This window comes from Mycobacterium sp. (genome assembly GCF_044370595.1).
Taxonomy (GTDB): Bacteria; Actinomycetota; Actinomycetes; order Mycobacteriales; family Mycobacteriaceae; genus Mycobacterium.
This window is the reverse complement of record NZ_JBILVF010000156.1, coordinates 1-7,814: the sequence shown is the minus strand read 5'-3', so window position 1 is coordinate 7,814 and position 7,814 is coordinate 1. Positions and strand designations below refer to the sequence as shown.

At 68.2% G+C, this 7,814-nt stretch carries 7 protein-coding genes; all 7 read left to right on the top strand.

Translation table 11 applies throughout. The features are described from left to right. Positions 1-29 precede the first annotated feature (29 nt). On the top strand, positions 30-1,007 hold the full coding sequence (locus ADBZ5N_RS15830; RefSeq protein WP_526259018.1) for a nucleoside triphosphate pyrophosphohydrolase: 978 nt from the start codon (positions 30-32) through the stop codon (positions 1,005-1,007). A 16-nt stretch (positions 1,008-1,023) separates the two neighbouring features. Then, positions 1,024-3,741 (top strand): Mur ligase family protein, encoded by a 2,718-nt coding sequence (locus ADBZ5N_RS15825; RefSeq protein ID WP_526259014.1) that lies wholly within the window; start codon positions 1,024-1,026, stop codon positions 3,739-3,741. Positions 3,742-3,880: 139 nt separating this feature from the next. Continuing rightward, positions 3,881-4,558, top strand: a complete 678-nt coding sequence (locus ADBZ5N_RS15820) for a lytic transglycosylase domain-containing protein (protein WP_526259016.1) — start codon at positions 3,881-3,883, stop codon at positions 4,556-4,558. 95 nt (positions 4,559-4,653) lie between these two features. After that, complete coding sequence (gene eno / locus ADBZ5N_RS15815; protein ID WP_526259012.1) at positions 4,654-5,940, top strand: phosphopyruvate hydratase; 1,287 nt, start codon at positions 4,654-4,656, stop codon at positions 5,938-5,940. A 25-nt stretch (positions 5,941-5,965) separates the two neighbouring features. Further along, the gene (locus ADBZ5N_RS15810) at positions 5,966-6,661 is read left to right on the top strand and encodes an FtsB family cell division protein (protein ID WP_526259010.1); all 696 of its coding nucleotides are present in this window, start codon (positions 5,966-5,968) and stop codon (positions 6,659-6,661) included. Continuing rightward, a complete protein-coding gene (locus ADBZ5N_RS15805) occupies positions 6,654-7,145 on the top strand; it encodes a DUF501 domain-containing protein (RefSeq protein ID WP_526259008.1) in 492 nt (163 codons plus the stop codon). Before ADBZ5N_RS15810 ends, ADBZ5N_RS15805 begins: the two co-directional genes overlap by 8 nt. 10 nt (positions 7,146-7,155) lie before the next feature. Next, on the top strand, positions 7,156-7,814 hold a 659-nt coding region (locus ADBZ5N_RS15800), incomplete at its 3' end, for a Ppx/GppA phosphatase family protein (RefSeq protein ID WP_526259006.1).

Genomic DNA, 7,814 nt, shown 5'->3' with positions numbered 1-7,814 from the left:
CTTCACAACCGCTGGAAGGGGATAGCGCGATGACGGTCATCCTGGTCGACGCGCGGCGGCCCGCCCTGGTGCCCGTCGAGGCAGTCGAGTTGCTCAGCGGAGATGTCCAGTACACCGAGGAGATGCCGATCAGGATCCAGTGGTCGCTGCCGGCGGCCCGTTCGGCACTGGCCGGGCCCGACGCGGCGGTGCTGCTGTCCTCGGATCCCGATCACCCCGCCGTCAAAGCCCGGCTGGCCGCCGGTGAGCGACTGATCCCGCCGCCCGATCCCCGCGCCGGTGAGCGTCTCGTCGACGCCGTCGAGATCATGGACAGGTTGCGGACCTCCGGCCCGTGGGAGAGCGAACAGACTCACGACTCGCTTCGCCGGTATCTGCTGGAGGAGACCTACGAACTGTTCGACGCGGTGCGCGGCGGCAACGCCGACGAACTGCGCGACGAACTCGGCGACGTTCTGCTGCAGGTGCTCTTCCACGCCCGGATCGCCGAGGAGGCGCCACGCAATCCATTCGGCATCGACGATGTCGCCGACGCGCTGGTACGCAAGCTGGTCAACCGGGTACCCACGGTGCTGGCCGGAGAACCGATCAGCCTCGAAGACCAACTCGCACAGTGGGAACAGCGCAAGGCGCAAGAACGACGAGAGGCCTGGTCGTGCGTGGACGGCCTGCCGACGGCTCAGCCCGCTTTGGCGTTGGCGCAGAAGGTGATCGACCGCGTCACCGCCGCCGGGATGCCGGCCGACCGGATTCCCGCCGAGCTGACCACGGTGTCGGTCACCGCCGGCGGGGATGCGGAGAACGTGCTGCGCAGTGCGGTGCTGGAGTTCATGGACGACGTGCGCACCGCCGAACAGGCGATCGCGCAGACCCGGCTGGGCAGCCCCGACGCCGAGGGCCCGGTGACGGCCGAAGTCTGGCGTGCGCACTGGCCCGAGCGCATCGACTACGACCCGAGCGGGCTGCCGCGCGCGGTGGTGCACTGGTCGGAAAACCAATCCCCGTAACACCCGGACACCACCCGTGAGCGTCGTCCGATTCCAAGTCGAATACCGCCGGTTCCTGCCCGGCTGCGCGGCCGGTCTGGCGGAGAAGACGGCTCTGGTTGAGCTGTCAGTACAGGGTGATCTCACCGGTGCGCTATCCGCGGAACAGCGGATTCGCGCAGCTGCACCGACCCTGTGTCCGGGGGAGCCGCTCTACGGCGTGGCCGAGACCGACTGGCCGGATGCCTTCCTGCTGTCCGGTCCGGCCGATGTTGACGACGCGGCACTCGGCTGGCTGGGCACCTGGGTCGTCGCTCTGACGGTTGCCATCCAACGCTGGGGCCGCGATCCGGTCTTGCGGGGCCGACTGCTGGCCGCGGGGCAGGGTCGGCTCAGACTGGCGGTTCCCTGGCATCGCACGGACTTTTTCGACCACGCTCTGGCCGCCGCAACGCAACTCATAACCGAATGGTTGCCGGCGTGCCCGGACACCCAACCGGCATGGCTCACCTGGCTTAAGGGTGACGCCGCTACCACCGACCCACTGGCCGGCCACTTCGGCGATCGCTGGCCGCACATCCAAGCCGGCGGCCTCAGGCCGAATACGTTGCGCTTCATCGAGGCCGCCTCACGTCGGGGAATTCCCTTCGAAATCCGGCCTAGCTTCGTCCAATTCGGCTGGGGCGTAAACCTGGAACGAATGGATCTGGGTCTGACCGGACGGACCAGCTGGATCGGCATGGCAATGGCCAGGAACAAGCGATTCGCCAATCAGACGCTTGGCGCGGCAGGCCTGCCGGTCCCGCGACTCATTCAGGTCAGCACCGCACAGGAGGCGTTGCAGGCCGCCGATGAACTCGGCTGGCCGGTGGTCATCAAACCGCTCGACCAGGACGGGGCCACCGCAGTGACGCCGGGTATCGGCGACCCCGCGCATCTGTGCGCGGCCTTCGAAGCTGCCGACCGGGCGAGTCCCGGCGCCGTTGTCGTCGAACAGCATTGCCCCGGTGAGGATTACCGTTTCCTGGTGGTCGGCGGCCGAGTGCTGCACGTTGTCAGGCGTACCGCAGCCCACGTCGTCGGGGATGGCCTGCGCACCGTCCGTCTGCTGGTCGATCAAGTCAACGAAGATCCCCGCCGGGGAACTCAGCGCTATAGTCTGCTGCGCGCCCTGAGGTTGGACGCCGATGCGGTGGATCTGCTCGCCGAACAGGCACTTAGCCCCGATTCGGTTCCGCCGGCCGGTCAGCGCGTCCGGTTGAGCCGAACCGCCAACATCAGTTCCGGCGGCACCGCCGAAGATGTCACCGCCAGCACCCACCCCGAGAACATCGCGCTGGCCGAACGGGCCGCCCGAATCATCGGACTCGATATCGCCGGCATTGACTTTCTCTGTTCTGACATCAACCGTTCCTGGCGGGAAGTTGGCGCAGCGATCTGTGAAGTCAACGGCCAGCCGGGATTTCGCCCGCATTGGCTCGCCGACCCGGAGCGGGACATCAACGGCGAAGTGCTCGACATACTCTTCGAGGGCCGCGCTGCGCGCATCCCGACCGCGGCCGTTACCGGCACCAACGGCAAAACCACGACGGCGGAGATGCTCTACCGCATCTGGATGTCGGCCGGCCGACGTGCCGCGGTCTGCACGACCGCTGTGCTGCGGATCGGCGATCAGATCGTCAGCACCGAGAACCTGTCCGGACAACCCGGCGGGAGGATCATGCTCAACGACCCCGGCGTCGAAGCCGCTGTCCTGGAGATGCCGCGGAAGGGGCTGATTTACTACGGTCACCCCTGCGACCGCTACGAGGTCGCTGCCTTGCTCAACGTTCAAGACGACCACCTCGGTGTCGACGGGATCGACACACTGGAGCAGATGGCCGAGCTGAAAGCCGAAGTGCTGCAGCGCGCGACAAGGGCGGTCGTCGTCAACGCCGAGGATCCGCTGTGCTTGGCAATGCGCGGCCGGGCGTCGGCCGGCCGTCACATCCTGGTGGCCCGAAACCCGGATGTGGGGGCGATCGCCGAACACCGTCGGGGTGGTGGTGAGGCGGTCTTCATCGACACCCGCCGAGGCCGCCGCCGGATCATTCTCGCCACCGGATCGGCGGAGACCGAACTCATGGCGGTCGATGAGGTTCCCGCGACGATGGACGGTCTGCTGGTCTGCAACGAAAGCAACGCGCTGTTCGCGGCGGGGTTGGCGTGGGCGCATGGCATCGACCACGACGCCATCCGCCGGGGGTTGAGTGCGTTCCGCAACTCCGCCGACCAGAACCCGGGCCGCTACAACTTCGTCAACGGCCTCCCCTTCGACGTGGTGGTCGACTTCGCCCACAACCCCGACGGTGTCCGCGCCGTGTGTGCCGTCGCCACCGCTAGGCCCGTCACGGGTCGACGACTGCTGTGCGGCCTCAACGTCGGTAACCGCCACCCGGCCCACCTCGATGCGCTCGCCGGGGACCTGGCTGCTGCGTTTGATGACTTCGTCCTCGGCTGCGATCCGGCGCTGGTCGGCGGATGCCCGGAGTACGCCGGTGACGACCCTGCGGCCGCCATGCTCGGCAAGTGGTCCGGATTGCTGTGGGGACGGGGCGTCGATCCGGCGCGCATCACCATCGAGGCCGACCGCGGAGCGGCCCTGCGCGACACGCTGGACCGTGCCCGGGCGGGGGACTTGGTGGTGCTGCTGGCCGACTGGGACGAGGCCCAGCAGGCGATCGACCAGTGGCGCAGCCGAGCCGGGCACACCTGATACCGGTTCGCAGCAGCTAACGCCGCCGCCCCCGTGGGACGATGTACTGGTCAAACGCAGGTGGTAGGGGAGTGTCGTGGTGTCTGCTCGGCTCGGGTCACGCTACGTGCGTGCCGCCCTGGTCCTCGCGGTGGCGGCGATGCTGGGGGTTTCCGGTTGTTCATTGCCGATGGGCCCGCCGATCCCCGAGGGCGTCCCGCCACCGGTGGGTGATCCGGTTCCGGCCATCGACCTCCAGTTGCCCGGCAGGCCGGCCGCTCAATTGCGGGAGTGGGCCGAGCAGCGTGCGCCTGCGCTGGGGATACCTGTTGAGGCCATGGAGGCCTACGGGTACGCCGCGCGAGTGGCCGAGGTGGAGAACCCGGACTGCCACCTGGGGTGGACGACGCTGGCCGGCATCGGCATGGTGGAAAGCCATCACGGCACCCACCGGGGCGCGTCGATCGACCCGAACGGCGATGTCAGCCCCCCTATTCGAGGTGTTCGCCTGGATGGCACCAACGGCAACCTCGAGATCCTCGATGGGGACTCGGCAATGGACGGCGATCCGGTCTACGCGCGGGCGATGGGCCCTATGCAATTCATCCCGGAAACCTGGCGGCTCTATGGAGTCGACGGCAACGGCGACGGTGTCATCAGCCCGGACAACTTCGACGACGCCGCCCTGGCCGCCGCCGGATACCTGTGTTACCGCGGAAAAGACATGTCTACCCCTCGGGGTTGGATGAAGGCGCTGCGTGCCTACAACCTCTCCGATCCGTACGCACGGATGGTTCGCGACTGGGCCGCCGCCTACGCGGCCGGTCATCGCCGCTAACGCGGCCCCGTAACGGCCCAAACCCTCTACGCTGACCGACAGAACTGTCCCGGCTTGCCTACCCCGCCAGCACCCCACCAGCAAGGAGAACCCCCGTGCCCATCATCGAGCAGGTCGCCGCACGCGAAATCCTCGACTCGCGCGGCAATCCGACCGTCGAGGTCGAAGTGGCCCTCATCGACGGCACCATGGCACGCGCCGCCGTCCCCTCAGGTGCCTCCACCGGCGAACACGAGGCGGTTGAACTCCGCGATGGCGGGGACCGCTACGGCGGCAAAGGCGTGCAAAAGGCCGTCGAGGGTGTGCTCGACGAGATCGCCCCGGCCGTGATCGGACTTTCCGCCGATGATCAGCGGTTGGTCGATCAGGCCCTGGTCGATCTCGACGGCACCCCGGGTAAAGGCCGACTGGGTGCCAACGCGATCCTCGGGGTGTCGTTGGCGGTGGCCAAGGCCGCCGCCGAATCCGCCGGGCTGCCGCTGTTCCGGTACCTCGGCGGACCCAACGCGCACATCCTGCCGGTGCCGATGATGAACATCCTCAACGGCGGTGCGCACGCCGATACCGGCGTCGACATCCAAGAGTTCATGGTGGCCCCGATCGGCGCCCCGAACTTCAGGGAGGCGGTCCGTTGGGGTGCCGAGGTCTACCACGCACTCAAGGCGGTGCTCAAGAAACAGGGCCTGGCCACCGGCCTGGGTGACGAGGGCGGCTTCGCCCCCGATGTCGCCGGCGCCAAGGCCGCGCTGGACCTGATCTGCTCAGCCATCGAGTCGGCCGGATTCAAGCCCGGCGTGGATGTCGCCCTGGCCCTCGACGTCGCGGCCACCGAGTTCTACACGGCCGGAAGTGGATACAGCTTCGAGAAGCAGACCCGAAGCTCCGAGGAGATGGGCGCCATCTACACCGAACTGCTCGACGCCTACCCGCTGGTTTCCATCGAGGATCCGTTGGACGAGAACGACTGGGACGGGTGGGCCGCGCTGACCACTGCGATCGGCGACCGGGTACAGATCGTCGGCGACGATCTGTTCGTCACCAACCCGGAGCGTCTGGAAGAGGGCATCGAACGCGGCGCTGCGAATGCGCTCCTGGTCAAGGTCAATCAGATCGGAACGCTCACCGAGACGTTGGACGCCGTGGCGCTGGCGCACAACAGCGGCTACCGAACCATGATGAGCCACCGCAGCGGCGAGACCGAGGACACCACCATCGCCGACCTCGCGGTCGCGGTGGGCAGCGGCCAGATCAAGACCGGTGCACCGGCGCGCAGCGAGCGGGTCGCCAAGTACAACCAGTTGATGCGCATCGAAGAGGCACTCGGTGACGCGGCCCGGTACGCGGGAGATCTGGCTTTCCCGCGTTTCGGCGGAGCGGACTAGTCGCCGTTGTTGGCAGAATGCGGGTGTGGCTGAAGGTAGACGGTCCGAACCCAAGCGGCGTGCGCCGGCCTCCCGGCCGGGCACGTCCGGGCACGGTCGTTCGCGCCCGGCGCGGATAGCGCGGGGGGACTCCCGCCCGGGCGGTTTGCGGGACCGCGCCGAGTCGGTGGGCCGAAGCATCACCGAGCCGATCCGGCAGGTGATCACCGCCTCGGTGCAGCAAGAGAGCGAGCAACGCCTCGGCTTGACCGCCCGGCGCGCCGCCATCCTGGCGGCGGTGGTGTGTGTTCTGACGTTGACCATCGCAGGGCCGGTACGCACCTACTTCGCCCAACGCACCGAGATGAACCAACTCGCCGCCAGTCAGGCCGCGTTACGCAAACAGATCGCCGAACTGGAGGGCCAGAAAGCCAGACTCGCCGACCCGGTCTTCATCGCCGCGCAGGCCCGTGAACGTCTTGGGTTCGTCAAGCCCGGTGACATTCCCTACCAGGTCCAGCTGCCGCCGGGATCATTCGTCGATGAACAGAGCGGTCCGAACCCGGCGGTGTCGGGGCGCGGCGCCGACCCCTGGTACACCTCGTTGTGGCACACGATCGCCGACACCCCGCACGGCCCGCCGGCACCGGCGAAGTCGGACCCTCCCGGCTTGCCTGCCCCCGCGGTGCCGCCACCGGACCCGCCCCCACCAGCGCCTGCACCCCCGCCGCCCGGTGGTTGACCCCGCCGATCTCGAGGCCGTGGCACAGCAGCTGGGCCGGGACCCGCGCGGGGTGCTGGAGATCGCCTACCGCTGTCCCAACGGTGAACCGGGCGTGGTCAAGACCGCCCCCCGGTTGTCTGACGGCACGCCGTTCCCCACGCTGTACTACCTGACCCATCCGGCGCTGACCGCGGCGGGGAGCCGGCTGGAATCCGCGGGGGTCATGCGGGAGATGACGGCAAGACTCGGTCAGGATGCCGATCTGGCTGCTTCCTACCGTCGTGCGCACGAGTCCTATCTGGCCGAACGGGACGCCGTCGAACCGTTGGGCACCACGTTCTCCGGCGGGGGAATGCCGGACCGGGTCAAGTGCCTGCATGTGCTGATGGCGCATGCGCTGGCCAAGGGACGAGGGGTGAACCCGTTCGGCGACGAGGCGCTTGCCATGCTGGCCGGTGAACCGGCAATGGCGGGGATCCTGGTAGCGGAGGAGTGGACATAACGTGGTGGAAGTGAAACCAGAACGCGTCGCCGCCATCGACTGCGGCACCAACTCGATCCGCTTGCTGATCGCGCAACGCGCGCAGCAGGACGGCCGGGTTCGTCTCACCGACCTGCATCGGGAGATGCGCATCGTCCGCCTCGGTGAAGGTGTTGATGCCACCGGGCGGTTCGACTCCGCGGCGCTGGCTCGTACCCGTGCCGCCCTGGTCGACTACGCGACGCTGATCAGCCGATTTCAAGTGCGCAAGCTGCGGATGGTGGCCACCTCGGCAACCCGGGATGCCGCCAACCGTGAGGAGTTTTTCGAGATGACCGCCGCCGTGCTGGGTGCGGCCGTGCCCGGCGCGGTCGCCGAGGTGATCAGCGGATCCGAGGAAGCCGAACTGTCGTTCAACGGGGCGGTGGCCGACCTGGATCCGGCCGGGGCTCCGTTCGTGGTCGTCGACCTCGGCGGGGGTTCCACCGAGGTGGTGCTGGGCGGAGAATCAGGCGTCCAGGCAAGCTTTTCGGCCGACATCGGCTGCGTGCGGATGACCGAACGCTGCCTGCATTCCGATCCGCCCACTGCCGAGGAGATCGCCGCTGCGCGCGAGGTGGTCCGCGAGCGTCTGGCCGAGGCCCTGGAGGCGGTACCGGTCCAACACACCCGCACCTGGGTCGGGGTGGC